The 24,360-nt window shown below is 64.8% G+C and carries 28 protein-coding genes and 2 tRNA genes; 10 read left to right on the top strand and 20 right to left on the bottom strand.

The features are described from left to right. The first annotated feature begins 152 nt into the window (after positions 1-152). On the top strand, positions 153-2,453 hold the full coding sequence (locus C446_RS05400) for a universal stress protein (RefSeq protein WP_006672061.1): 2,301 nt from the start codon (positions 153-155) through the stop codon (positions 2,451-2,453). 111 nt (positions 2,454-2,564) lie between these two features. Then, positions 2,565-3,245, top strand: a complete 681-nt coding sequence (locus C446_RS05395; protein WP_049920045.1) for a hypothetical protein — start codon at positions 2,565-2,567, stop codon at positions 3,243-3,245. A 19-nt stretch (positions 3,246-3,264) separates the two neighbouring features. Here the strand turns inward: C446_RS05395 and C446_RS05390 are convergent, their stop codons facing one another. Together C446_RS05390 and mvk are read right to left on the bottom strand one after the other, a co-directional pair. Continuing rightward, positions 3,265-4,026, bottom strand: coding sequence for an isopentenyl phosphate kinase (locus tag C446_RS05390; RefSeq protein WP_006672059.1), 762 nt, complete (start codon positions 4,024-4,026; stop codon positions 3,265-3,267). After that, complete coding sequence (gene mvk / locus C446_RS05385) at positions 4,023-5,009, bottom strand: mevalonate kinase (protein ID WP_006672058.1); 987 nt, start codon at positions 5,007-5,009, stop codon at positions 4,023-4,025. The genes C446_RS05390 and mvk overlap by 4 nt, the downstream gene beginning before the upstream one ends. A gap of 145 nt (positions 5,010-5,154) precedes the next feature. On the opposite strand from mvk, the gene C446_RS05380 reads away from it, so the two are divergent. Continuing rightward, positions 5,155-6,090 carry a thiamine-phosphate synthase family protein gene (locus tag C446_RS05380; RefSeq protein WP_006672057.1) on the top strand — a complete coding sequence of 312 codons (936 nt, stop codon included), beginning with the start codon at positions 5,155-5,157 and terminating at the stop codon, positions 6,088-6,090. A 70-nt stretch (positions 6,091-6,160) separates the two neighbouring features. Here the strand turns inward: C446_RS05380 and C446_RS20225 are convergent, their stop codons facing one another. From C446_RS20225 to C446_RS05315, 14 genes are all read right to left on the bottom strand, one after another. After that, positions 6,161-6,286 carry a hypothetical protein gene (locus C446_RS20225; protein WP_006672056.1) on the bottom strand — a complete coding sequence of 42 codons (126 nt, stop codon included), beginning with the start codon at positions 6,284-6,286 and terminating at the stop codon, positions 6,161-6,163. Positions 6,287-6,525: 239 nt separating this feature from the next. Continuing rightward, the gene (gene rpsB, locus C446_RS05375; protein WP_006672055.1) at positions 6,526-7,392 is read right to left on the bottom strand and encodes a 30S ribosomal protein S2; all 867 of its coding nucleotides are present in this window, start codon (positions 7,390-7,392) and stop codon (positions 6,526-6,528) included. After that, a complete protein-coding gene (gene eno, locus C446_RS05370) occupies positions 7,389-8,594 on the bottom strand; it encodes a phosphopyruvate hydratase (protein ID WP_006672054.1) in 1,206 nt (401 codons plus the stop codon). The genes rpsB and eno overlap by 4 nt, the downstream gene beginning before the upstream one ends. Positions 8,595-8,597: 3 nt before the next feature. Continuing rightward, a complete protein-coding gene (locus tag C446_RS05365) occupies positions 8,598-8,774 on the bottom strand; it encodes a DNA-directed RNA polymerase subunit K (protein WP_006672053.1) in 177 nt (58 codons plus the stop codon). 1 nt (position 8,775) lies between these two features. Then, positions 8,776-8,970, bottom strand: coding sequence for a DNA-directed RNA polymerase subunit N (locus C446_RS05360; RefSeq protein WP_006672052.1), 195 nt, complete (start codon positions 8,968-8,970; stop codon positions 8,776-8,778). 12 nt (positions 8,971-8,982) lie between these two features. Next, positions 8,983-9,381 carry a 30S ribosomal protein S9 gene (locus C446_RS05355; protein WP_006672051.1) on the bottom strand — a complete coding sequence of 133 codons (399 nt, stop codon included), beginning with the start codon at positions 9,379-9,381 and terminating at the stop codon, positions 8,983-8,985. Then, complete coding sequence (locus tag C446_RS05350; RefSeq protein WP_006672050.1) at positions 9,375-9,824, bottom strand: 50S ribosomal protein L13; 450 nt, start codon at positions 9,822-9,824, stop codon at positions 9,375-9,377. Before C446_RS05350 ends, C446_RS05355 begins: the two co-directional genes overlap by 7 nt. Next, positions 9,821-10,174 (bottom strand): 50S ribosomal protein L18e, encoded by a 354-nt coding sequence (locus tag C446_RS05345; RefSeq protein ID WP_006672049.1) that lies wholly within the window; start codon positions 10,172-10,174, stop codon positions 9,821-9,823. Before C446_RS05345 ends, C446_RS05350 begins: the two co-directional genes overlap by 4 nt. Positions 10,175-10,377: 203 nt before the next feature. Beyond that, positions 10,378-10,462, bottom strand: a tRNA-Leu gene (locus tag C446_RS05340). A gap of 203 nt (positions 10,463-10,665) precedes the next feature. Continuing rightward, positions 10,666-11,415: a DNA-directed RNA polymerase subunit D gene (locus tag C446_RS05335; protein WP_006672048.1), complete on the bottom strand. Its 750-nt coding sequence runs from the start codon at positions 11,413-11,415 to the stop codon at positions 10,666-10,668. Between the two features lie 3 nt (positions 11,416-11,418). Continuing rightward, positions 11,419-11,808 (bottom strand): 30S ribosomal protein S11, encoded by a 390-nt coding sequence (locus C446_RS05330; protein WP_005579703.1) that lies wholly within the window; start codon positions 11,806-11,808, stop codon positions 11,419-11,421. A gap of 3 nt (positions 11,809-11,811) precedes the next feature. Beyond that, positions 11,812-12,333 (bottom strand): 30S ribosomal protein S4, encoded by a 522-nt coding sequence (locus tag C446_RS05325; RefSeq protein ID WP_006672047.1) that lies wholly within the window; start codon positions 12,331-12,333, stop codon positions 11,812-11,814. A gap of 2 nt (positions 12,334-12,335) precedes the next feature. Then, the gene (locus C446_RS05320; RefSeq protein ID WP_006672046.1) at positions 12,336-12,851 is read right to left on the bottom strand and encodes a 30S ribosomal protein S13; all 516 of its coding nucleotides are present in this window, start codon (positions 12,849-12,851) and stop codon (positions 12,336-12,338) included. Between the two features lie 72 nt (positions 12,852-12,923). Continuing rightward, positions 12,924-13,006: transfer RNA gene (locus tag C446_RS05315), tRNA-Ser, on the bottom strand. 207 nt (positions 13,007-13,213) lie between these two features. Between C446_RS05315 and C446_RS05310 the strand changes: the two genes are divergently transcribed. From C446_RS05310 to C446_RS05300, 3 genes are read left to right on the top strand one after another with little or no spacing between them, the layout of a single operon-like run. Beyond that, entirely contained in the window at positions 13,214-14,203 is a 990-nt protein-coding gene (locus C446_RS05310) for a DUF4129 domain-containing protein (protein WP_006672045.1), read from the top strand. Then, complete coding sequence (locus tag C446_RS05305) at positions 14,200-16,233, top strand: DUF58 domain-containing protein (protein ID WP_006672044.1); 2,034 nt, start codon at positions 14,200-14,202, stop codon at positions 16,231-16,233. The genes C446_RS05310 and C446_RS05305 overlap by 4 nt, the downstream gene beginning before the upstream one ends. Next, entirely contained in the window at positions 16,230-16,982 is a 753-nt protein-coding gene (locus C446_RS05300) for a DUF7519 family protein (protein ID WP_006672043.1), read from the top strand. Before C446_RS05305 ends, C446_RS05300 begins: the two co-directional genes overlap by 4 nt. Positions 16,983-16,985: 3 nt before the next feature. Here C446_RS05300 and moaA read toward each other — a convergent pair whose 3' ends face one another. Next, positions 16,986-17,975, bottom strand: a complete 990-nt coding sequence (moaA, locus tag C446_RS05295) for a GTP 3',8-cyclase MoaA (protein WP_006672042.1) — start codon at positions 17,973-17,975, stop codon at positions 16,986-16,988. 133 nt (positions 17,976-18,108) lie between these two features. Here moaA and C446_RS05290 point away from each other — a divergent pair, with 133 nt between their 5' ends. Together C446_RS05290 and C446_RS05285 are read left to right on the top strand one after the other, a co-directional pair. Beyond that, the gene (locus C446_RS05290) at positions 18,109-18,333 is read left to right on the top strand and encodes a hypothetical protein (protein WP_006672041.1); all 225 of its coding nucleotides are present in this window, start codon (positions 18,109-18,111) and stop codon (positions 18,331-18,333) included. A gap of 663 nt (positions 18,334-18,996) precedes the next feature. Beyond that, positions 18,997-20,346 carry a Cdc6/Cdc18 family protein gene (locus C446_RS05285; protein WP_006672040.1) on the top strand — a complete coding sequence of 450 codons (1,350 nt, stop codon included), beginning with the start codon at positions 18,997-18,999 and terminating at the stop codon, positions 20,344-20,346. A 54-nt stretch (positions 20,347-20,400) separates the two neighbouring features. On the opposite strand, the gene C446_RS05280 is transcribed toward C446_RS05285, so the two are convergent. Further along, positions 20,401-21,912: an RtcB family protein gene (locus C446_RS05280; RefSeq protein ID WP_006672039.1), complete on the bottom strand. Its 1,512-nt coding sequence runs from the start codon at positions 21,910-21,912 to the stop codon at positions 20,401-20,403. A gap of 425 nt (positions 21,913-22,337) precedes the next feature. Between C446_RS05280 and C446_RS19855 the strand changes: the two genes are divergently transcribed. Further along, the gene (locus C446_RS19855; protein ID WP_239639460.1) at positions 22,338-22,553 is read left to right on the top strand and encodes a hypothetical protein; all 216 of its coding nucleotides are present in this window, start codon (positions 22,338-22,340) and stop codon (positions 22,551-22,553) included. Between the two features lie 42 nt (positions 22,554-22,595). Here C446_RS19855 and C446_RS05270 read toward each other — a convergent pair whose 3' ends face one another. After that, positions 22,596-23,027, bottom strand: a complete 432-nt coding sequence (locus C446_RS05270) for an archease (RefSeq protein WP_006672036.1) — start codon at positions 23,025-23,027, stop codon at positions 22,596-22,598. A gap of 237 nt (positions 23,028-23,264) precedes the next feature. On the opposite strand from C446_RS05270, the gene C446_RS05260 reads away from it, so the two are divergent. After that, entirely contained in the window at positions 23,265-23,741 is a 477-nt protein-coding gene (locus tag C446_RS05260; protein WP_006672034.1) for a GNAT family N-acetyltransferase, read from the top strand. A gap of 60 nt (positions 23,742-23,801) precedes the next feature. Here the strand turns inward: C446_RS05260 and C446_RS05255 are convergent, their stop codons facing one another. Next, on the bottom strand, positions 23,802-24,359 hold the full coding sequence (locus C446_RS05255) for an ArsR/SmtB family transcription factor (RefSeq protein ID WP_006672033.1): 558 nt from the start codon (positions 24,357-24,359) through the stop codon (positions 23,802-23,804). Position 24,360 lies beyond the last annotated feature (1 nt).

The following is a 24,360-nucleotide window of genomic DNA, read 5'->3' as shown; positions in this document are numbered from 1 at the left end:
TCCCGCTGTCTCTCCTCCCACCAGATGCAGAATTGTACAAGTGTTGTGTATGACTTCCCGTTCCCGTTCTATTTTCTATTTGGTGTAGTCTATAATCACACTCGGATTCGAAATCCAAAACTATCTAAACTTCTGTCCGGAAGTCCCCACCGATGACGAAGGATCTCGAGCGCGACCTTGGGTTGTTCGCCGTGATCGCGATCAGCATGGGAGCGATGATCGGGAGCGGCATCTTCATCTTACCGGGCGTCGCGATGGCGGAGGCCGGACCGGCCGTGATTTTGGCGTTCGTCATCGCCGCGATCCTCGTCGTCCCGGCGGCGTTCTCGATCGCCGAACTCGGGACAGCGATGCCCGAAGCCGGCGGTGACTACATTTTCATCGAACGAGGGCTGGGACCATCGTTCGGAACCATCGCCGGACTCGGGACCTGGCTAATGCTGATGCTGAAAGGCTCGCTCGCGCTGTATGGCGGGATGTTCTACATCAACTTCATCTACACCTTACCGACCTGGGAACTGGGCATCCCCTTCCTCGAGTCGACGCTTGCGATCCCCGGCGTCCGCGCGCTCGGGATCACGTTCGCAATTATCTTCATCGCGGTCAACCTGATCGGCGTCAAACAGACCGGTGGAATCCAGTCGATAATGGTCGTCATTATGCTGGTGATCCTCGGTATCTTCGTCGCTGCGACGATCATTCAGGTCGACGGGGCGAACTACGACGGCTTCTTCGACGAGGGGATCGACGGAATTCTCGGGGCGACCGCGCTCGTCCTCGTCTCCTATGCCGGTGTGACGAAGGTCGCCGCCGTCGCCGAGGAGATCGAGAATCCCGGTCGCAACTTGCCACTCGGACTTGCTATCTCGCTTGGAGTTACCGCGTTCCTCTATGCACTGCTCGTGTTCGTCCTCGTCGGCGTGATGGACGGCGACGAGCTGGCGGACCACAACGAGCCGATGGCGCGTGCGACCGAACTGCTGTTTGCCGATTCGGTCGTCGCCGGCGTTCCCGTCGGCACACTCGCGGTTGCCGGCATCATTCTCGCGGCCGTTCTCGCGCTCGTCAGTACCGCAAACGCCGGCATCCTGACTGCCTCGCGCTATCCGCTCGCGCTCAGCCGTGATGACCTCTTCCTGAAGAAGTTCGAGTACATCCACCCGCGGTTCAACACGCCGACCGTCGCTATCCTGACCACCGGCGCGATCATCGTCTTCATCGTCGCGACCCAGGACGTCGACGAGATCGCCAAAATGGCCGGCGCGTTCCAGATTCTCGTCTACATCCTGGTCTGTGGCGCGCTGATCGCCTTTCGCGAGCGCGATCTCGAGTGGTACGATCCGGATTTCAAGACGCCGGGCTATCCCTGGGTCCAACTGTTCGGAATCCTTTCGGGAATCTTCATCATCACTCAAATGGATACCGCGGAGATCGTCGGTTCGGTCCTGATCGTGGTCTTTGGCTTCGTCTGGTACAAGTGGTACGCCGAGGACAGGATCGACCGCGAGGGCGTCGCCAAGGGACTCGCACGCCGCCAGGCGGGCAAGCAGTTCGTCGAAGACACCGAACACCAGCTCCAGCGAGACGACACCTACGAGATCCTCATCCCGCTTCGCCAGGACGTCAGCCGCGAACAGGAGGACGCACTACTCCAGATGGCCGCGCCGATCGTTCGCCGTCGTGGTGGACGCATTCGAGTCGTTCGCTTCGACGAAGTCCCCGATCAGGTTCCCCTCGACATCCCTGCAGAGGAGCTCTCGGAGGAGGACCTCGAGTTCGAGGAACGAACCGACGACCTCGTACGCTACCTCGAGGTACCCGTCGAGGTCGGCGAGATCGTCAGCCACGATACCCGCCACGCAGTCGTCAACTTCGCCGAGCGCAGCGGGGCCGACCTCGTTCTCGCCCGTCGCCAGGCGACCAGCAGGCTCGGGACCCTGTTCGGCCGCGACACCGACTGGATCATGGAACACGCCCCCTGTGACGTGGCCTTCGTCCAGCACGAAGCGCGTGTCGGCATCGACGAGATCGCGGTCGTTACCGACCGGAGCCCGTTCAACGACCCGCTCAAGGTCGAGCTCGCGGATGCGATGGCCGACGTGCTCGGGGCCCGCGTCCGGTTCCTCTTCGCGGTCGGGGAAGACGCCCCCGACGAGCTAGTCGAGACCATCGAGGACTACCACACGGAGCTCGACGAGCTCTGTACGGTTCCCGTCGAGTCGACGATCGTCCGGTCGAACGATGCGGTCGCCGGCCTCTCGGAGGCACTGGAGTCGTCCGATGTCGTCATGCTGAGCACGGTGACCCACCGCCGACTGCCGGACCTGCTGATCGAACAGCGCTCCGATCGGATCGCCGCGGCCATCGAACAGCCCACGATGCTGGTCCATTCGAAGGAGACCCGTCGCGGATCGTTCCTGCGGCCGATCCTCGAGCGGGTGCTGTTCGACTGACGGTTTCGCCGGAGGTTTCCAACGCGATCCGGTCGCCGTCCCGCTTCTCGAGGATTTCTGTCGAGGCTACCGTTCAGAAAGCATTTACTTTCGGCCGAAGTCGTCGGTAGTATGCCCTCCCCTACCAGACGGACGGTCGTTGCCGGCTGTTGTACCGTCGCGCTTGCGGGCTGTTTGCGCGACGACGAACCGGAGGCGGGCACGGGGTCCGAATCGACGGACGACACCGACGACGCCGACGACTCACCGAACGACGTCTCGGAACCCTCCTACCGGACCCTCGAGGATGAACGAGAACGCGGACGGGCCGAGACGATCAGCGCGACGAAATCGGAGTGGGACAGATGGGTCGAGTACCAACCGGACGACGACGCAGTCCGGTACGTCGCCTCGAAAGGGCCCTCGAGCGACGTCGACCCCGACGAGTACGACCAGGAGCCGCCGGACCGCGATCTGGAGTTCACGACGACGCCCTGGGATCGCTGGAAACACATCAGGGCGAACGATGTCGCGGGGAAAGCCGCGGTCGAGGTCGTGACCGAAGCGTTGGATGTCGATAGCGTCAGTCGTCCGATCGCCGTCGGCAGGGAGCCCGCGAATCGGCGGACGGTTGTTCGCGTCGAGACCGTGGTCGACGGGGACGGGAATATCATCGACGGCGAGCCGATCGATATCGACGAACTCGCGGCGGTGACGCCGGAGTCCGTCGACGTCACCTACAAACTGGACGAACGGACCTACGAGACCACGCGTGCGGTCTTCGCCGAGTATCGAAAAACGCGACTCGAGTAGACGACGACGCGCTACACGACTACGTAATCGTCGTTCCCGTCCGCTCGCCCGCGAGAAACCGCTCGAGGTCGTCCAGACCGAAGATGGATGCCTCGGGCTCGAGTTCGAGCAAGGCCCGTACCTTCGCTGCCATCCCACCCGTGACGTCGGTCGTGTCGCTCTCGCCGAGGACATCAGCCACGTCTTCGAACGCCGCGATCTCGTCGATGACCGTGTCGGTCTCGTCGAGGACGCCCGGCACCGTCGAACAGAGGCCGATCCGATCGGCCTCGAGTTCGTCGGCGAGTGTCGCGACGAGTTCGTCACCGCTGACGACGGTCGCCCCCGTTCCGGTGTGGGCGATTAGGTCGCCGTGGAGGACGGGGACGAACCCTTCCTCGAGCATTGCCTCGAGCTGAGTCGTCGGAAACTCGAGCTGTCCGGCTTCGTCGCGAGACGCAGTCGAAAAGGGATGGACCGGTACCGCGTTCACGTCCCGGGCGTGGAGGCGGCCGAGCACGAACTGGTTCAGGGTCTTCATCGCACCGTGAATGTCGGCGACTGCACTGGCGTCGTGCGTGCCGTCGGTCGTCGACACGCCGTGCTCGCTGGCGTTGTGGTGGCCGAAGCTGCCGCCGCCGTGGACGATCACGAGGTCCGACGCAGTGTCGCCACCGCTTCCCTCTCCCGTCTCGAGTGCCGCAGCGATCGCGTCCGCGGCCCGCTCGAGCGCGTCGCCGTCGAGCGTCTCCGGTCGGTCCTTCTCGGTGACGACGCTCCCGCCGAGTTTCAGGACGATCATTCGAGTCGCGTCACCCCCTCGTCGGCGAGTTCCGCCCGAAACGCTTGCTCGCAGCCGGGCGTAAACGACAGTGCGGTCTCGGTCTCGTCGGTCGGGTCGAGCGCGACGACACAGCCACCGCCGCCAGCGCCCGTCAGCTTCGCGCCGTACGCATCGGCGTCTCGAGCGGCCCAGACCATCGAGTCGAGCGTCCGCGAGGAGACGCCAAGCGCCGAGAGCAGCCCGTGGTTGAAGTCCATCAGCCGGCCGAGTTCCTCGAGATCGCCATCGGCCAGCGCCTGCTCGCCCCGGCGCACGACGTCTCCGATCGACGCGACGGTATCCGCTGCGAACCCGTACTCCTCGCGCAGGTTCCGGACACCCGCGACGAGTTGGCCGGTATCGCCTGCCCCACCGTCGAACCCGACGACGATCGGCAGCTCCGGGGCCTCGATCGATCGGCAGTCGTCGCCTTCGACTCTGACCGCACCGCCGGTTGCCGAACAGAACGTGTCCGCCCGCGAGGCCTGCCCGTCCTGGACTTCGTGTTCCGTCCGGTAGGCTCGCTCCGCGAGTTCGTCGGTCTCGAGGGTGGTGCCGAGTTCGCGGGCGGCGGCGTCGATCGCGGCGACGACGACCGCGGCGGACGATCCCAGGCCGGCTCCCAGCGGGATGTCACTCTCGATCGTCACGTCGAACCCGACCTCGTGCTCGCCGGTCACGTCCCGGACCTGTTCGATCGCGCCGTCGACGTACCCCATCGCCGCCGAAACCAGCGACTCGGAGACGTCGACGTCGGGGCGTTCGTCCGTCGTGCCGCCGTACTCGACGGTGAACCCGTCGAGGCTCAGGTCCTCTGCGTGGACCCGGAGCTTGGCATCGGATCGCTGTTCGACGCCGACCCGTGCCCGTAACTCGATGGCACACGGGACGGCCGGCTCGCCGTAGACGACTGCATGCTCCCCGAAGAGATAGACCTTGCCGGGGGCGCTCGAGACTGCCATAGACGGGCGTTCGCACGAGGAGGGTTAATAGCTATCTTCTCGAGGCGAGCGTTTGACGACGAGACAACGGCCGACAGTCGAAGCCGCCCCGACGTGTCGCGGTAGCTGGACTTAAGCGCCAGCCGTCCGAACTCGCCGCCAACCAATGTCGCTTGTTCTGCCGAGCGAGCTCGTCGTCGATCGGTTCCTGCCGACAGTACGTGCGATGCTGGCGACCCGCCTCGCCGACCGCGGACTGACCCAACAGGAGATCGCCGCGGAACTGGGCGTCACCCAGGCTGCCGTCAGCAAGTACGTCAGCGGCGAGAGCGGCGGCGACGACCGCTTTCGCGACCACCCCGAAACCGTCGCGACGGTCGAGCGAATCGCCGACGGGATCGCGGGTGGCGAGATGGACGGCTACGACGCACTGGCGGAACTACTCGCGCTCGTGCGAACGCTCGAGGATCGCGGCCCGATCTGTGAGATTCACGAGGAGGAGATGCCGGAGCTTCGGGGACTGGGCTGTGATCTCTGTGTTCGTGGGCTCGATCCCGATGTGCGGGCTGAACGCGACGTACTCGCGAACGTCCGCACTGCTGCCCGGACTCTCGCTTCGATTCCGGGACTGGCCGCGTACATCCCGAACGTCGGTACGAACGTCGGCATGGCACTGCCCGACGCCCGTGACGAGACCGACGTCGCCGCCGTTCCCGGCCGTATTTACGCGATGGGTGGCCGGATCGAAATTCCCGCGAATCCCGAGTTCGGCGCGTCGAAACACGTCGCGACCGCCGTCCTCGCCGCCAACGCCGTCGAGCCAGCGGTTCGGGGCGCGATCAACGTCGCCACCGACGACGTCCTCCTCGAGCGAGCCGAAGCCGCGGGGATCGATCCACTCGAGTTCGACGCCGACTACGAGGACCGTGGCAAGCACCTCCGAGAACGGTTCGATGATCGCGGGGACGTACCACTCGTCGCCTACCACCGCGGCGCGTTCGGGATCGAACCCGCAACCTACGTCTTCGGCGGCACTGCGATCGAAGCAGCGGAGTTGATCGAGTCGCTGCTCGACGACGAGACGAGGGTGGACACTGTATAGCGACCGAGAAGCCCGGGAAGCGGTGGCCGAGAAATCGCACCACCCCGGCTGTGAAAGTCGACCAGCCCGGTCAGACGAGGCCCACGAGTACGCGGAACGGAATCCCGATCGCGAAGATAGCGATCAGTGCCGCCGTCGCGAGCAGGACGGCCGGCGGGATCTTTTCTTCCTCGAATTCGAACACTTTGTCGATCATACGCGACCTTGCGCCGGACGGTAGGTAACTCCTTCGTCGTTCGCCCGATTCTCCCGTTCGACGGACTCACCGGCTGTCACCTGTGATCGAGTGGGACTCGAGCGGGCCGTAGCGGCCGCTGACACCGGTATCGAGACCGAGACGAACGGAACTGGGCGACGTGGCGAAGACGGAGAACGTGAGAACGTGAGAACGTGAATACCAAATCCGATACGCGGGAGACGCGTCGAACCGGCGGATCAGACGCCGCTCTCGAAGTCCTCGAGCGAGTAGGTCGGCTCTGCGCCGCGACGGTCGAGGACCTCGTTTGCGAGCAGCCAGTAGACGACCGAGAGGGCCTTGCGACCCTTGTTGTTGGTCGGGACGACCAGGTCGACGTTGCTGACCTGGTTGTTCGAGTCACACATCGCGATGACCGGGATGCCGACCGTGATGGCCTCCTTGACGGCCTGGGCGTCGCCGATCGGGTCCGTGACGACGACTACGTCGGGTTCGATGTAGCCGTCGTACTTCGGGTTCGTCAGCGTTCCCGGGATGAATCGACCCGTTCGCGCTCGAGCACCGACCGCTTCCGCGAACTTCTCGGCTGGGAAGCGACCGTACTGGCGACTCGAGGTGACGAGGATTTGTTCGGGGTCGTAGTTGGCGAGGAAGTCCGCGGCCGTACGGATGCGGCCGTCGGTCTTCGAGACGTCCAGCACGTAGAGACCGTCGGTCCGGACGCGGTGGATGAACCGCTCCATGTCCTTGGTCTTTTGCTGGGTGCCAATGTGGACGCCAGCGCCGAGGTAGTCCTCGACGGGGATCAGGAGGTCGGCCTCTTCGTCGGACATTACGTCGTCGTCGAGGGCCGGGCCTGCGTCTTCTGCTTCAGCTTCAGCTTCAGCGTCGGCATCGGCATCTGCGTCCTCGGCGTCAATCTCCGAGTCGGCGTCGGCTGCTTCGGCCTCGGCGTCGGCCTGGGCGGCCTCGGCGTCGGCGGTCTGTTCCGCTGGCTCGACGTCGTCTTGATCGGCGGCGGGGCCGGTCCCTTCGGCCGGCTCCTCGTCGATCTCTTCTTCGGCGACGTCGAGCCCTTCCTGGGATGCGTCGTTGTCGTCTGTCATGTCGCGTCGTCTGCGATTCTGATGAGCTCGTTGAGCTTGGCAGTTCGCTCGCCGCCGACGGCACCCGTCTTGATGAAGGGTGCGTCGGTCGCGACGGCGAGGTGTGCGATCGTCGTATCCTCGGTTTCGCCCGAGCGGTGGGAGACGACCGGGTCGTAGCCGTTCTCGATCGCGAGTTCGATCGCGTCGAAGGCGTCGGTCAGCGTCCCGATCTGGTTCGGTTTGATCAGGATACTGTTTGCCGCGCCCCGATCGATTCCCTCGCGAAGCCGATCGGTGTTGGTGACGAACAGGTCGTCACCACAGACCAGCGTCTCGTCGCCGACCCGGTTGGTCAGCTCGGCGAACGCGTCGTAGTCGTTTTCGTCGAGCGGGTCCTCGACGTAGACCAGATCGTACTCGTCGACGAGGTCCGCGATGTACTCGATCTGTTCGTCGGTGTCACGCGAGCCATCGCTGTACTCGTAGGTACCCGACTCGGCGTCGTACATCTCCGCCGCAGCGACGTCGAGGCCGAACTCGATGTCGAAGCCGACCTCCTCGGCGACCAGCGAGACCGCCTCGTCGACGATCTCGAACGCCTCCGCGTCGTCGATCGACGGGGCCCACGCACCTTCGTCGCCTTTCCCACAGGGAATGTCGCGTTCCTCGAGCAGGTCGGCGACAGTCTCGTGGACGGCGGCGTTGGCGAAGACAGCGTCTTCGACGCTTGGCGCACCAACTGGCGCGGCAAGGAACTCCTGAATGTCCGTCGCGTCGGCAGCGTGTTCGCCACCGCCGACGACGTTCCCCAGTGGAATGGGGAAGTTCTCTCCGCGGAAGGTACCGCCGAGATGCTGGAACAGCGGCGCACCGAGCACGTCGGCACCGGCCTTTGCAGCGGCCATCGATATCGCGACCGCACTGTTCGCGCCGATTTCCGAGAAGTCGTCGGTGCCGTCGGCTCCACGCAAGACGGCGTCGACCTCCCGCTGGTTGCCGGCGTAAGCCTCCCCGACGAGTCGGGGAACGGCGTGTTCACGGGCCGCAGCGATCGCCTCGCTCGGCGGTCGTTCGACGGCCTCGTACTCGCCGGTGCTTGCACCGCTTGGCGCTGCTGCACGGCCGAAGCCGCCGCTTTCGGTGAGGACGTCGGCTTCGACGGTCGGGTTGCCACGGGAATCGAGCGTTCGGCGGAGTCGAACGTCGGTAATAAGCGTCATAGGTTACTCCTCTCCTCGCTTGACTGTAAAGGGTAACACGCCGGCGTCGTACTCCTCGGCAGCGATCAGGATCGGCTCGGCCTGGTCCGTCTCGATCAGCACAGGTGCCCCGTAGGACACCTGCAGCGCTCGAGCACCGAGGATGCGCGCCTTCTCGTAGCGATTGTGTTGTTGTTGCATGTTACTGGTACGGAGAGACGACATCGACGAGGTCGGTGTGACTCACGAGCATGCGTCGACAGCAGTAACGGTCGACGCCGAGGTCGTCGAGCACTTCTTTGGGGTCTTCGTCGCCTTCGTTCGCTCGCTCGTCGAACTCCTCCCAGTGCTCGCCGACGACGCTGCCACAGGTGAAACACCGAACCGGTACCATCATGAGTCGATCACCTTAGCGGTAGGACTTCTGGTAGCGAGCCCGAGCGCCCGGGCCGCCCCACTTCTTCGGTTCGGACTGGCGAACGTCGTTGACCAGCAGCGAGCGGTCGAACTCCATGAACGCGTCGCGGAGTTCGGCGTCGTTCGTGTGCTGGACGATGCCGCGAGCGATGGCGGTACGGACGGCGTCTGCCTGTCCGCTGATCCCGCCACCTTCGACGTCGACGTCGATGTCGATGTCGCTGCGCAGTTCCTCGCCCGCAATGCGGAACGGCTCGAGCATCTTGAGCCGGGACATCTCGGGCTCGACCAGTTCGACGGGCTGGGAGTTGATTCGCACGCGACCCTCGCCGTCGCGTACGGTGGCGCGAGCGACGGCCGTCTTTTTCTTTCCGCTCGTGTTCGTTACCATGTGACGTTAGCACCGAGTTGGTCGGACACTTCGCCCAACTGGACGAAGCGGATGTTCGAAAGTCGATCCAGCGACGTATCCTCGAGGACCGCCGCGTCCTGCTCGCCCTCGTAGGGGTTGCCGACGTAGACACGGACGTTCTCGAACGCCTCGCGACCGCGGGGCTTCTTGTACGGAAGCATGCCGCGGATCGAGCGCTTGAAGATCGTGTCCGGTCGCTTCGGGTAGTACGGTCCGCTGTCGGAGCCAAGCTGGAGACGCTTCCGGTACGTCTGGAAGACGTCTTCCTTGTCGCCCGTGATGACGGCGTCTTCGGCGTTGACGACGGCGACGCGCTCACCGTCGAGCGCTCGCTGGGCGACCTGGCTCGCGACGCGGCCGAGAATGCAGTCCCGGGCGTCGACGACGACATCCGCGTCGAACTCTGCGGTGTTTACACTCATCGAATCACCCGCACGTTGGATCCTTCTGGGTTCTCTTCGAGCGCCTGCTCGAGCGGTACTGGTTCGCCGACCTGGTCGATCTTCGTCTCCGCAGACGAGGAGAAATCGACTGCGGCGACGGTGACCGACTTCTGTAGTGCGCCCGAACCCAGCACCTTGCCGGGAACGACGACGGTCTCTTCTTCGCGTGCGTAACGCTCGATCTGCCCCAGGTTCACCTCAGCGTGGGTGCGCCGGGGCTTTTCGAGACGATCCGCAACGTCTCGCCAGACATCGGCGTCCGCTTCGCGGGACGTCGACTTCAGCTCGGCGATGAGATCGGTAAGCCTCGGATTGGTCTTGCTACTCATTGGTTACCTCCAAATCGGATCTGCAATTGCTGCAGTTCTGCAGTTGCGAGCGACGGCCGGAAACAGGCCCGGCCGTCGATCGAAATCGCGGTCGTAGTCGCGGTCGAGCCGGTCGCGACGACCGGATCGACTGTGGAATCGATACCGATACCGATACTCGAGACTCGATATTCGGCGACCGAGTATCGAGTCGAGAGAAGTGATGCAGGGAGCAGGATTTGAACCTGCGGACTCCTACGAGACAGCGCCCTGAACGCTGCGCCGTTGGCCTGACTTGGCTATCCCTGCTCGCACTTCCGTGTAGCCGTCGCCCCTTCAAACCCCTTTCGATTCCAGCGGACGACGCGGTCGAAGCCGCGGGGATGCCAGTCTCGTAGCTCGCGGCGCTGGCACCGCTGATCGCGGCTTCGCGGGCGTCGTCCAGTTCGGGTGTGGGGCGTCGGATCATATTTATCGGGTAGTCGGAGTCGTTCGTTTGGCGGTTCGGTCCGTCACAGCTGTACGGCTTCTTCGAGTTCGGTCGCGCGTGCCTCGATCGAGTCCGCGGCCCGCGTGACCAACTCTTCGACGGAGAGCGAGCCGTCCGTCTCCACGTGGAAGACGAAGGCGTTCGGTACGTCCTCGACCTCGACCTGTTTCCCCGGGTACCGGTTCGAGAGGTCGTGGTCGAACTCGCTTGTCGGAACGAGTTCGCCGTCGTCTTCGATGACGCCGCGGATGATCTGGCTCTCCTCGTCCTCGAACTCGGGCAGGTCGTCGACGACCTCCACGCGCTGGAGGTGTCGGTAGCCGACCGCGACCCCGCCCTGATGTTTGGCGTGGTCCTTGCCGTAGTCGAGTACGGCGTCGGCCTCGGCCTCGAGGCGCTGGTCGTCTTTGAGTTCGATGATGGGGACGTTCTCGTCCGCCGGCTGGACGAGGTCCTCCTCGGAGACGAGATCGCCCGAGTATGCGGTGGCCGGCCCTTCGACGTCGATCGAGAGCGTGACGGTGTCGTCCTCGACGAACTCGTCCTCGGGCGGGGTCGTCAGCGGGACGAGCCCCAGCCGCAGGGCGAGCTGTTCGTCGAACATGACCGACGAGTTCTCGATGAACCGAACGGTGTCGATCGCCATCGTCGGCACGTCGGCGATCATCGCGCGACGAATGCCGTTGGCGAAGCCGGGCGAGATCCCGCGGACGAGGATGCGAGCTTCGCGTTCCTCGCGTTCGACGAACTCGACGTCGTACTCTTCACTCATGGTCTAGTAGCCGCCCTTGCCTTTGGGTGCGCGCGATCCGTCGTGTGGGATCGGCGTGACGTCTTCGATGCGACCGATCTCGATGCCCGATCGGGCGAGCGCTCGGATCGTCGCCTGCGCGCCCGGCCCGGGGGACTTCTGGAGGTTCCCGCCTGGGCCACGGACGCGGACGTGCAGTCCGGTGATGCCGGCAGCCTTGACCTCCTCGGCGACCGATTCGGCCATCTGCATGGCCGCGTACGGCGACGCCTCGTCGCGGTTCTGCTTGACCGCCGTCCCACCGCTGGACTTGGCGATCGTCTCCGCGCCCGTGAGGTCGGTCACGGTCATGATGGTGTTGTTGAACGATGCGTGCACGTGGGCGATGCCCCACTTTTCGTCGTCCTGACTCATGGTTTACTGACCCTCCGCGCGTTCGGGGTGGAGTTCGTCCGCGAGCGGACTGTTCTCGTCGAACTCGACGAGGTTCTCCTCGTCGATGTCGACGACGTACGACGGAACGCGATGACGCTGACCGTCGACCGTCACGTGCCCGTGCGTAATGAACTGTCGGGCCTGCTCCGTCGTGTTGGCGAGTCCCTTCCGGTAAACGACCGTCTGGAGACGACGCTCGAGGACGTCCTCGATCTCGAGACCGAGGACGTCACCGAGTTCGTCGCCCTCGTCGAGGATGCCGACGCGCTTGAGGCGGCCGACGAACTCATCGGAGCGCTCGAGAACGGCTTCGTCGCCCTGGGCCTGGCCGAGCAGGTCGCGGGCCTCGCGCCGGTAGGAGCGAAGCTGGGACTGGGCTCGCCAGAGTTCTTCCTTGTTCTTGAGGCCGTAGCGGTCGATGAGGGAGTGTTCGGTAGCGATGCGTTCACCCTGGTAGGGGTGATTCGGCGTCTCGTACTGTTTGGTGTCGGTTCCGAGTGGCATCGTTATTCACCCTCCTCGTCGCCGCCTTCGGCTTCTTCTTCGCGGATCTCTTCGACGTTGACCCCGATGGTGCCCTCCGTACGACCGGTGGACTTGGTTCGCTGGCCGCGAACCTTCTGCCCGCGCTTGTGACGGACTCCCTTGTAGGAGTCGATCATCTTCATCCGGTTGATGTCGTGCTGGCGGGTCAGCTCGAGATCGTTGCCGATCTCGTGGGTCGTTTCGCCGGTGTAGAAGTCTGACTGACGGTTGTTGAGCCAGTCAGGGACTTCCGCCGCGTAGTTCTCTACGAGTTCGACGACCTCGTCGATGACGTCGTCGTCGAGTCGACCGAACGTCGCTGTTCGGTCGACGCCCGCTTCCTCGGCGATGATCCGGGCGGTTCGTCGACCGATCCCGTTCATCTCCGAGAGCGAGCGCTCGACAGACTTCGTCCCGTCGAGGTCGGTTTGACCGATACGGACGAAGTACTGAAGGTCTTCGTCCTCCTCTTGTTCTTGGGGTTCTTCCGCGCTCATGTATCGTGTATGTGTGTCTGGTCTGCGAGCGTTGCAAATGTGACTGGCAGAAGGCCAGTCCGGTAAATCCGACGTCGTGGCGGGGATTCGAACCCCGGAGGCTTGACGCCACATGGTTAGCAACCATGCGCCTTGGGCCGCTTGGCTACCACGACACCGAGTCTTTCTGGTATCGTCGCCCTCGCGGACTCGGGGATCGCTCCCCTACACGTATCGCACCAGAACGTACCCCCGTCTGGTACTTAAGCGCAACGAATGTCTCGGACGATCGACTGCCAGTCACGTGTCACCCCGACACACTCGAGGTGTGGTCACACTCCGGTTGACTTTATTACGAAGGGGCTGCTACGAGCGACCAACTGGTGACACGAAATCGCCGCCCCCTCCTGATTCGATTGGTTGCTGCCTTCGCCGGAATCGTCGCTATCGCCCTCGCGGCTGCTACCGTCGACTCCCCAGTCGAGATGGGTGGCGACGGTGTCAGCACTGGCGAAGGGGAAGGCGAGCCCAGCGGGATCATCACGAGCCCTCCCGAGCAACAGCCGGTCGAACCCGTCGGGTTTCCGCCGTTTCTCGAGTACCTCCTCTATGCACTGTTGCTCGTGGCCGCCGTCATCATCGTCTGGTACCTCCTGACACACCGACGGGACGCGCTGTTTGCACTCGCGCTCTTCCTTGGCTTCTTGCTCGTCGTTTACGTCATCATCCAGTTCACCGATCCGGTGGCTCTCCCGGGGGAGGAGGCCACCGAAGGGATGCGCGAGGGCGGCAGCGACGGTTTCGGCGAGGGAGACTCCGGCGGCCCCACAGTCGAACCGCTGTTGGGACTGCTCGCTTTGCTTCTCGCCATCGTCGTGGGCGGGTTACTCCTCGCTCGCGGCGGAGACGACGATCGCAGTTCGGCCGCGGACTCCGAGGAACTCCCCGACGACCGCGACAGCCCTAGCGGGCACGCGGCCGCCGTCGGCAACGCGGCAGGGCGAGCGGCCGATCGTCTCGAGTCGGCGACCGACGTGGACAACGAAATCTATCGCGCCTGGCGGGAGATGACCCGTCCACTCGAGGTGAATCGACCGGACTCGAGTACGCCGCGGGAGTTCGCCCGGGCCGCGGTCGACGCCGGAATCGACCGCGATCACGTCGAGGAGCTTACCGGGCTGTTCGAGGACGTCCGGTACGGCGACGCCGACGCGACGCCGGAACGTGAAAAGCGGGCGACGACCGTGCTCCGTCGTATCGAGGACGCCTACGCCGAACGTGAGCGGGACGCGAACGCGAGCGCGGACCCCACTGAAGCGGAAGCCGACGCCGACGAGGAAGCCGGTGGGGGCTGGTGGAGGCTAGGACGATGACTCCGGACCGCCGTACCGCCGCCCTGGCTGCAGGCATCACCGCGTTCGTCGCCGCGCTCGCGGTCAGCGCGGGGGCGTTGACGCTCAGCCTGACCGACGCCACCGTCGTTCTCCTCGCGTTTCTCGTTTCCATCGTCGGCGTCCGGACCCTCTCTCGACGGCGGGGCGTTCGCTCACAGTTCGACACGCCGGAGACCGAACGAACGATCGAGGTCCCGGTCCCTGGCGAGAGCCTCTCGGAGACGGTTTCGTCGTTTCGCCGGGTCGACAGCGGGTACAGAACGCGAGGCAGACGACTCGGCGACGGGCTCCAGGACGCTGTCGTCGCGGTTCTCACCCGATTCGAGGGCGACGACCCCGAAACCGCAACGAAGCGACTCGAGGACGGAGACTGGACGGACGACCCGGTCGCCGCTGCTTTCCTCTCCGAGCAGCTCGAACCGCCCGAACGGTCGCTTCGCTCGCGGGTCGGCCGCGTCTTCGACCGAGGATACGAGACGGAGTTTCAACGTGGCGTCCGCCACGTCGTCGCTGCGATCGCTTCGATCGGGTACGAACGCGGTCCGGAGGCCGACAGTGACGATTCCGACGAGACCGAACGGGTGCTTCCCGCGTACGACTACGACCGGACTCCACAGCGAGAGATCGACGGACGACGGACGACGACGGAGTCGGTAGACGGCATCGAAACGGTCCGCAGCGCCGCGACGGAGTACTGGTCCGGCATCGGCGTCGTCGCACTGTTTGCCGTCGGCATCGGGGCCGCCGTCGAGTCCCCGGCGGTCCTTCTCGCCGGCGTCGTCGGCATCGGCTACGCCGGCTTCGCCCGAGCGTTCGAGCCGCCAGTCCTCGAGCTCTCGATCGACCGAACCGTCAGCGACGAGACACCCGAGCCGGGCGACGAGATCGACGTCACCGTCGCGATCACGAACGAGAGCGGCGGTTTCGTCCCTGACTTGCGGTTCGTCGACGGCGTCCCGCCCGGCCTCGTCGTCACCGAGGGTTCGAGTCGGCTGGGCACCGCGCTTCGACCCGGCGAATCCGTCTCGCTCGAGTATACCGCGGCGGTCAAACGCGGCAGCCACGAGTTCGACCCCGCGCTCGCGATCACCCGTGATCTCTCGCGGTCGACCGAGCGAGAGTTCCGCATCGAGAGTGAGACGGCCGTCGTCTGCGAACCCGAGATGCGCCCGGTCGCCGCGCCGGTCCCGCTTCGGACGACGGCGACGTCCTTTGCCGGCCGGCTGACCACGACCGAGGGCGGCGCTGGGACGACGTTCCACTCGGTCCGGGAGTATCGGCCGAACGATCCCCTCTCGCGGATCGACTGGAACCGCCGGGCCAAGACTGGCGAACTCGCGACCCTCGAGTTCCACGCGGAGCGCTCGGCCCGCGCGGTCGTCCTCGTCGACGCGCGAAAAGGGGCGTACCTCGCTCCCGCCCCGGACGCGACCCACGCGGTCGACCGCTCGATCGCCGCGGCCGGTCGGATCGGTGCAAGCCTCCTCGAGGCCGGCCACTCGGTCGGGCTCGCCGGCATCGGGCCCGTCGGACGCGACGGCGATCCGCAGCGTGGGACCGACCCCTGCTGGCTCGCGCCCGCTTCCGGTCGGCACCACGAACTCGAGTTCCGGGAGTTGCTCGCGACTCACCCGCAGTTCGACGCCGTCGCTCCCGAGCAGGAGACGCCGTGGTTGACCCAGCTTCGGACCCTCCGCCGGCGTCTCTCCGCCGAGACCCAGATCGTTCTGTTGACGCCGCTCTGTGACGCCGGATCGGCCGATATCGCCCGTCGCCTCGAAGCGCGGGGCCACCCAGTGACGGTCGTCAGTCCCGATCCGACGGTCGACGCGACCGCGGGCGGACGGCTGGCACAGGTCGCACGCCGAGTCCGCCGGTTCGACCTCGAACGGGCCGGGATACGAGTGATCGACTGGCCGGATGGGACGTCGATCGACGAGGTGTTCGCTCGGCAGGCCGGAGCCGGAACGGGAACCGCCGTCGACGCGAGCGGAGGTGGCTCCCGATGAGCGAACGCGTCGAGACGCGGTCCGCCGACGCGACCGAGCCGGCGGCCGACGAGACCGGCGGCCGTGAGCCCGCGGACCTGGAACCCGATTCCGATACGCCCGCCTCGAACTCGGAGCCCGGGTCGGACTCGCAAACCGGAACCGACCCTGCATCCGACACCGACGCTGCCGTCGAGCGCGACGGTACCGACCTCGAGGCAGGGGCAGGCGTCGAGCTCACGCGCAAGCCCGCCATCGCCTCGAGTCTGGTCGCCGTCGCCGCCGCAGTCGTTGCCGTCGTCCTCTCCGGACTCTTCACCGCGACCGCCGTCACGGTCGGTGCCGCCGGTGTCGTGCTCCTGTCGGTCGCTCTCGCCGTCGGACACCGCAGCGCAGCCGATGCGGGTGCCGTGCTCGTCTTCGGCGGCGTCCTCCTGGCCGGCTTCGAGGGTGGGATCGCCGCAGTCGAGCCGACACTGATCGCCACGGTCACGACTGTCCTCGCCTGGGACCGGGCCCACGCCGCGATCGATATCGGCGAACAGCTCGGCCGGGAGTCCGAGACGCTGCGACTCGAGGCCGTCGGCCTCGCCTCGAGTCTGGTGGTGGGACTGATCGCGGCGACCGTGGGCTACACGATCTACGTCGTGGCCGGGGGCGGACAGCCGGTGTCGGCGCTGGTCTTGCTGTTGCTCGCGGCGTTTCTGATTACAGTCGGGCTCGGAAGGGAGAAGCAGTCGGGGGGACGGTGGGGTTCGCGTCGGCGCTGAGGCTCACGCGCGGATCGAATCCTCGATGTATTTCTCGTTGAGTTCCCACTCGCCGTCGCCGTTTTCGATCATGTACTCGCCGTAGTACGGAACCCGGTTCTCGACGGTCTCGCGGAACGCCTCGCGGATTTCGGGTTTGGTCATCTCGCCCATCGATCGGAGATCGTCGTTGCGGTTGAGACAGCCTTTCAGATGCCCCTCGTGCGTGACGCGCACGCGGTGGCAGTTCGCACAGAAGGTAGGGTTCTCGACCGGGTCGACGATCTCCACCATCCCCCGACCTTCGCCGTCGTCGCTCTCGACCCAGTAGCGCTTCCGGTCGTGCATCTCGCGGTGTTCGATCTCCGCGGCCTGGTCGGCGAGCCAGTCGTGGACGCGCTGGATGTCGATATTCCACTCCGGGCGGCCGGTGAGCTCGGGCATGTACTGGATCAACTGGAGCTGAAGTCCCTCGTTTTCTGCGACGTGATCGACCATCTCGGGGACGTACCCCGCGGTGTGCTCGAAGACGACCATATTGAGTTTGACCGGGTCCAGGCCGGCCGCGAGTGCAGCGTCGACACCCTCGAGGACCTTCTCGTAGGCACCGCTTTTCGTGACCGCCGCGAAGTCGTCGGGATCGAGCGCATCCTGCGAGACGTTGACCCGCTCGAGGCCGGCGTCGACCAGGGCGTCGGCGCGGCCAGGGAGAAAGGTTCCGTTGGTCGTCAGCGAGGTCTCGAGGTCGTCCGGCGTACGCCTGATGATCTCCTCTAGGTCCTGGCGCAGCATCGGTTCTCCGCCGGTGAACTTGACGGCGTCGACGCCGAACTCGGCTGCGACCTCGAGAAAGCGGACGACGCCGTCGGTCCCCATCTCGTCGTCCTGTGGGTCCATCGGCCCCCGCGTGTCCCCGAGCCCCTCGTTGTGACAGTAGATACAGTCGAAGTTACACCGGTCCGTAAGAGAGACGCGGACCCCTGTAACCTCGCGCCCGAACTCGTCGGTGAGCATACGATCTGCTTGCAGGTGGATCCGCTTAAATTCGCCGGCAATTTCCGGCGAGCGTTAACCGCTTTTGGTTTCTAGTTCTCGCGAGCCGTGAGTGAGGCACAACAGCTACCCCGCCGGACGGCCAACGCCGGATATGGACGAGGAAATGCTCGCGGACCAGCGGCAGTTGGTCGAACTCATCGAAGACGAAGGCTGGGATGTTACCGACCTCGAGATATCGGCCTACGATAGCCCGTGGGCCGACGAGGACGATCCGGAGGCGACGGTGACGATAACGGCCCGGAAGCCGTACGAGACTGACGAGGGAGACGAGAGTAACGGAGAGGGAGACGACGAGAACCCGTTTCGACTGAAGTGAGTGGATATCGTGCGACGGTTTGGGCCCGATCAGTCGAGTTGGCCGAGTCCAGTCGAGCCCAGCCGAGACGGGACGTGGCTGTACGATCTCGGGTTGCTTTTCTAGGTCTTCTACCGAGGTCGCTCACACTGCATTCGAAATGAAATCCCTCGAAAGACGAACTAGAGTGAGTACCCTCTCACACCGTTGTCGAAATGAAATCTGTGCGCTGTTTCCGGCATAGGCAGGTATATGAGCGGTAAGGCCCGAATAATATCGATCTGACTCGACAAGAGCGAGTTTCATTTCGATAACGGTCCCCTCCATGGTTGCCGGGCCTCCATTTTCCCGTTTCATTTCGACAACGGTGTGGGACTCCTGTTCTCGTTGCTACCAGACACTCGTCGGCTCCACCGCACCCGCTGTTTCGACACCGGCGATTTCATTTCGCTAACGGTGCCCTCATTTCGACGGCGGTCCCGCTCGATCTCGAGCGTCGCGTCCGAGACGGGAACCCGCTTCCCCCGACGGCGGTCCATCCGGGTTTCATTTCGACAACGGTCTCTCGATTCGTCGTCGGCGGGTCGGCGGCCGTCTCGGTTCATTTCGAGCACGGAGCCTTCATTTCGACCGCGGTTCCTTCATTTCGAAAGAGGTATTGTGGCCCGGCGGCCAGTGCCGACAATGAAACGGGAGTCCTCTAACGCTCGAGGAGGGGACGACGACGGGACGGCGGACTCCCCCGACGGATCGATCGTCGACAGCATCCTCGATGGCGAACGGAAGACGGTCTTCGAGAACAAGCAACTCGTCGATTCCAACACGATCGTCGATCACAACCGGATCTACGGTCGGGACGAACAACTGGCCGCCGAAGCGCGGGCGTTTCGTGACACCCTCGACGGCGAACGGCCGCCGGACCTCCTCCTCTATGGTCCAAGCGGCACCGGAAAGAGTCTCACCGTAAAGGCAGTCGCCGAGAAGGTCGCGGAACGGGCCACACAGAACGACATCGACTTCGACTTCGTCGCGGTCAACTTCAAGACGATGGAGTCTCACTCGCTGGATCGTGCCGTCTGGAAGCTCGGCCACCAGACGGCGAAGAAAGCCGGCGTCGCGTGGGACATCCCGCGGAAAGGCGTCTCAACCGACGCGAAGTACGTTCGGCTCTACGAGATCGTCGATCGACACTTCGACGCGCTCGTGTTCATCCTCGACGAGATCGACGCGCTGACCGGCCGCGTCGGCGAGGACGAGCCCGCCTACTCCAGGCTGCTCTACAGCCTGAGCCGAGTGATGGCCGAACAGCACGTCGACACCCTCGTCTCGACGGTCGTAATCACCAACCACCCCAAGTTCCGCGAGAACCTCGATAGTCGCACCGACAGCTCGTACAACCCGACCGGCATCCACTTCTCGGATTACGACGCCAACGAACTCATCGAGATTCTCAACCGTCGGCGCGACGCGTTCAAGGAGGGCGCACTCGAGGCCGGCGTCATCGAACTGGTTGCCGCCTACGGCGCGAAAAACGAAGGCGACGCGCGGCGAGCGATCGACCTGCTGCGAGACGCCGGCGAGATCGCGAACCGAAACGGGGAGACAGTCGTCACGGAACAACACGTCCACGCGGCCAACGATTCGGTCGTCAAGAACCGCGTACTCGAGATGGTCGGTGGAATGACCCTCCAGAAGAAACTCTCGCTGTACGCCGCCGCAGTCGTCGCGGACGTCAACGACGGCGCGGCACCGAGTCCGGCGGTCTACGCACTGTACCGCGAGATATGCCAGCGAACCGATCGAGACGTCTACACCCAGGAGACCGTCAACAGCCACATCAACAAGGCCGGTACCTACGGCGTCCTCGAGAGCGAACGGACAAGCGGCGGCTTCAAAAGCGGCGTCCACCTCACGTTCACGTTCACCGAACCGGTCGAAGCGGTCCTCGAGACGCTCGAGGAGGACGACACCTTCGACGAACTCGACGTCTCGACAGCCCGGACGATCGCACGGCAGTCGCTTCGCGACTCGTGAGCCCGTGTCCCGTGATGCTCCCGTCGGCCAAGCCGAGACTGCCTCGAGCGTTCGTCAGCCCTTGATGTTACAGACCGGGAACGTCCGTGCGACCTTGTCGCCGATGCCCAGCGCGTCCGAAACACGGACGACCTCGTCGACGTCCTTGTAGACGCCGGGTGCCTCCTCGGCGACCGTCGCGCCGGACTGTGCCTTGACGTATATCTGGTCTTGCTCTTCGAGTTCCTGCTGGACGTCACCGCCCCAGTACTCGTTTTTCGCCTGGGTGCGACTCATCAGCCGGCCCGCGCCGTGGGCCGTCGAGCCGAACGTGAGGTCCATCGAGTTCTCGCCGCCCCGAAGGACGTAGTTGCCGGCACCCATGCTGCCTGGGATGATGACCGGCTGCCCGACGTCGCGGTAGGCGTCGGGCACCTCGGGGTGGCCGGCGGGGAAGGCTCGAGTTGCACCCTTCCGGTGAACGAACAGTTCCCGCTCTTCTCGCTCGACGGCTTCGCCGTCTCGCACCGGTCGACCCTCCGGCCCGACCCCGACTTCGTGGGTCTCCTTCTTCGCGATATTGTGGGCCACGTCGTACAGCAATTCCATCTCCATCTCCTCCCAGGTGCGATCGAACACCCGCTCGAAGACCTGTCGCGTGCGGTGCATGATCAGCTGGCGGTTGACCCACGCGAAGTTGATCGCCGCGTTCATCGCCTTGTAGTAGTCTTCCGCGAGCTGTGAGCCCGCCGGCGCGGCCGCGAGTTCCTTGTCCGGCAACTGGTCCAGCAGGCCCTGATGTTGCTGTTCGATCTTGCGCAGGTAGTCGTTGCAGGTCTGGTGACCCAGCCCGCGGGAGCCACAGTGAATGAGGACGACGATCTGGTCTTCCTCGAGTCCGTAGGCGTCGCCGACCTCGTCGTCGAAGACGTCGGTGACACGCTGGACCTCGAGGAAGTGGTTGCCCGAGCCCAGCGACCCGATCTGGTTCTTGCCGCGGTCTTTCGCTTTCTGGCTGATCTTCGAGGCGTCGGCCTCCGTCCGGATGCCTTCATCCTCGCAGTGCAGCAGGTCTTCCTCGACGCCGTGGCCGTTCTCGACGGCCCACTCGACGCCACGCTCGAGGATCTCGTCGACGGTGTCGACGCCGGCTTCGACGATGCCGCCCCCACCCAGCCCCGACGGGACGTTCGCGAACAGGGAGTCGACGAGTTCCTCCTCGCGGCCCCGCAGGTCGTCGTAGGTCAGGTTCGTCCGCATCATCCGGACACCGCAGTTGATGTCGTAGCCGACCGCACCGGGCGAAATACAGCCGTTTTCGGCGTCGAGTGCGCCGACTCCCCCGACGGGGAAGCCATACCCCTGGTGGCCGTCGGGCATACAGATCGCGTAGTTGGTGATCCCCGGCAGATGGGTCGTGTTCGTGATCTGCTCTAAGGTCTTGTCGTCGGCGATCTCCTCGAGTAAGGCTTCGCTTGCCAGTACCCGCGCGGGGGTACGCATGTCTCCTTCTTGTGGGACCTCCCAGACGTACTCACGCACCTGCTCGAGCGTGATGCCGTCGGCGTCGAACGTGGGGTTGCTCATACGCGACACTCCGTTCGCAACGATGAAAGATGTTCGTCTCTTCGGTCGTGAGCACGGACAGTCCGGGCGAACGATTGGTCGACCGAGCAGTCGACGGAGAGGTGAAATCGCCGTTTGAGCTACCGGGAGAGGGTAGGGTGGGGCTCGTGTCTCCTCGAGTATGACCGCTGGAGAGCGTGTGAGCCGCAGACACCTCCTCGCTGGGACCGCCACTCTCGGAACCGTCGCGACCGTTGGCTGTCTGTCGGGACTGCCCATCGTCGGCTCGAGGGTCAGTACCGACTTCGAGCGCACGGCGACGGACCTCGCCGTCCACGATCCACCGGACGTGACCGTCGACGAGGACGGCACGACCGTCACCGTCCGCGGCACGGTCGAGTTCGGCTCGAGCGAAGTTCGGCTCGAGCGAGTGTGGGACCGTCGAGTTGGCTCACGCCGAGTACGAACTGTCCCAGGAGCGGCTGGACCTGCTCGTCGTCGCGGCCGACGATTCGGGGCTCCGGATGGCCTGTTCTGACGATCTCGTCGGGTCGGGGTATCGCCTCGAAGCGACCGTTAGCGGCGGGTTCCGTCGCGTCGCAGTGACCGAACACCACGTCTTCGGCGAGACGTACGCGACGACGGTAGACGGGCTGGGGTAGCTCAATCGGCCCCATTACAGCGATCCGTACTCTCCGGGCCGCTCACACGTCGAAGACGACGTACGCCTCCCAGCCGTCGTCGATCCGCTCGAGACGCATCTCCGAGTAGGTCACGGCCTTGACCTCCCTGGCGTCGATCTCGGCCAGAGGGACGCCGCGGGCGCTGGCCTCGAGCGACCAGGTATCTCCCTTGTCGTCGGATCGACCGGGCCCTTCGATCGCAGCTACCTCGTGGTCGACCGGGAGTTCGGCGCGCACGTCCCGGAGATAGATCAACTCGTCGAGGTAGTCGAACAGCAACGCCTCGCGGCTCTCGGCCGAGACGGAGACCGAGAACCGCGCTCCGTCGTCGGGCGCGTCGTCGACCGACGCGGCCGCGAGTCCGTCGGCGACGGCAGCGAAAACTCCCTCGAGGGTCTCGCCGGTGGCGGCGACGGCGATGTCTGCCGTGTGATCGCGCAGTTCGAACGACATTCATCGGTGGTACGACGGCCCGGGTGGTATGCCCGTCGTTTTCCAGAAGGGGACCACGTGCCGTCTCCGTTTTTCGGCTCGAGATCGACTCGCCGCTGGGCTCGAGATGGGGGAAACCGAGGGTCGGACCGGGCGTCAGAGACCGGCAGAGATCGGTCGAATGCGTCGGTACTGGACCGACGTGGCGTGGGACTGGTGCCGGAGGAATTATATTGGCCACGATGTTAGGGTGTGGTAGTGAGCGTCAACATCGACAGTCGGGTCGTCGCCCCGGGGAGCGACGACTACGTCGACGAAGCCTGGCAGCTCAAAGAGGAGATCAGCCGCCGGGAGGGCGTGCTCAAGCAGCGCCACGATTTCTTCACCGACGCTTATCGCCGCTCGAAGGTCCACTGCTACGTTCGGAACGACGAACTCATCGGGTTCGCGGCCGTCCGTCGCGACGGCTACATTCTCTTTCTCGCGGTCGCACCCAAGTGTCGAGGCGAAGGGATCGGCAAACGACTGGTCGCCCGCGTCGCCGACGACCACGATTCGATCACCTGCCACGCTCGGACGAGCAACGAAAACGCCCTCCAGTTCTACGAACACCTCGGGTTCGAGATCAAACGGCGAATCGACGACTACTACGAGGACGGTGGCGACGCCTACTACCTGAAACTCGGTAGCGATGTCGGAATCACCGACAAAATATCCGAGTTGATGCGGCGCTGAGCCCGCATCGCTCACGCGTCGTCGCTCGCCCAACCGAAACGCTCCGGCTCCGGGTCGCTGTTATTTTTTCTCTCCAGCGTCGGCTGCTCCGTTCTGCTCCCGGACGACTCCCTCGACGAATCCACGTCGGAGGATCGTCAACAGCAGATACGTCTCGTACTTCTGGCCCCGACAGTGTTCGCACGGTGCCATCTCGTCGGCGATCCGCTCGATGTGGTCGCCGTACTCGTCCTCGAGATCCGCGACGATCCCTGTGATCTCGGGCGCGATATCGGCGGCCATCGCCGCCACGTCCTCGCGCCGGTCGTCCGGAACCCCGTACGAGAGCACGATCGTGTTCGCCCGGTAGTACTTGATCGTCGCGCCACCCCGCTCCTCGAGACGGGCGACTTCGACGAGGCCGGCGTCGCGCAACTGGTTGACGTGGTGGCGGATCGTGTTCTCGGTGCGATCGTATCCCCGCCGTTCGAGGGCGCTGTCGAGCTCCGAGACAGTACGCTCGCGGTCGGCGAGCATATCGAGGAGCATCGCTCGCACGGGTTCGTCGACGGCGTTCGAGACGTTCGTATCGCGGACGACCACGTCCTCGAGTGTCACGTCCGACGTGAATTCGGTCATT

It is taken from the genome of Halobiforma nitratireducens JCM 10879 (genome assembly GCF_000337895.1).
GTDB lineage: Archaea > Halobacteriota > Halobacteria > Halobacteriales > Natrialbaceae > Natronobacterium > Natronobacterium nitratireducens.
The sequence above is the reverse complement of the archived record's forward strand: the minus strand, read 5'-3'. Positions and strand labels throughout refer to the sequence as shown.